The sequence below is a fragment of the Streptomyces flavofungini genome, from assembly GCF_041028215.1.
In the GTDB taxonomy this organism is placed as follows: Bacteria; Actinomycetota; Actinomycetes; order Streptomycetales; family Streptomycetaceae; genus Streptomyces; species Streptomyces flavofungini_B.
Map to the genome: position 1 here is coordinate 1 of NZ_JASKYR010001308.1, position 1,047 is coordinate 1,047.

A 1,047-nucleotide genomic window follows, 5' to 3' on the forward strand; every position below is an offset into this window, starting at 1 on the left:
GGCCAGGTGTGACTCGACGCCACGCAGCCGGTCCGCCCTGTCCAGGCCGTCCGGCAGGATGGCCAGGAGGGTGCGGCGGGCGTACTCCGCGTACCAGCGGAGGGCCTCGTGCACGACGTCCGTGGCGCCGCCGTCCGTTGCATCGGCACCGGCCGCCGTCTCTCTGGCGAAGTCCCGTACGAGGTCGTGCGGGGCGTAGCGGCCGTAGGCCGTCTCTTCGAGGAGGGCCACGTCGACCAGGCGGTCGAGGGCCGCGCCCGCCCGCAGTTCGTCGGTGCCGAGGAGGCGGGCGAGGAGCGGTACGCCGTACGCGGGGAGGTCGAGCGCGCCGATGCGGGCCAGCGCGAGGGCGGCGTCGCGGTCGGCCGCGCGCTCCGAGGTGCGCAGGGCGTCCAGGGCCACGGCCAGGGAGCGGCGCACGCTCAAGTCGTCGTATTCGAGGTGGTGCAGGCGGCCCTCGCTGTCGGTGAGCAGCTCGGCGAGCGCGTCCGGGGTGAGGGCCCGCCGCGCGGCCAGGCGGGCGGCGACGACGCGCAGGGCCAGCGGGAGGCGGCCCGCGAGCTCGATCAGGGGGTGCCCGGCGTCGAGGCCCTCGCGCCCCGAAACGGCCCGCAGGAGCGCGGCGCTGTCCCCCGCCGAGAGCGGCTCCAGCGGGAAGAGCGCCGCGCCGTCCAGCGTCGTCAGCGGCGAACGGCTGGTGACGATGACCGCGCAGCCGGGCCCCGCGGGCAGCAGCGGGCGCACCTGCGCGGCGGTGGCGGCGTCGTCGAGGACGAGCAGCGTACGGGTGGACGCCAGCAGCGAGCGCAGCAGCGCCGAGGCCGCCGAGGGGTCCGCGCCGCTCTCCGGGGTGTGGCGCGGCTCCGCCCCGAGGTCGCGCAGGAGCGAGGCGAGCGCCTGGCCCGGGGTGAGCGGGGTCATGCCCGGCGTCGCACCGTGCAGGTTGATGTAGAGCTGCCCGTCCGGGAACTCCTCCCGCAGCCGGTGTGCCACCTCCACGGCCAGGGCACTCTTCCCGACCCCGGCCATCCCGGCCACCACAACCAC

At 77.0% G+C, this 1,047-nt stretch carries 1 protein-coding gene; it reads right to left on the bottom strand.

The annotated features are described in order from the left end of the window. A partial coding sequence (locus tag AB8Z36_RS40660) for an NB-ARC domain-containing protein (RefSeq protein WP_369218368.1) occupies positions 1 to 1,047 on the bottom strand: 1,047 nt, incomplete at both ends.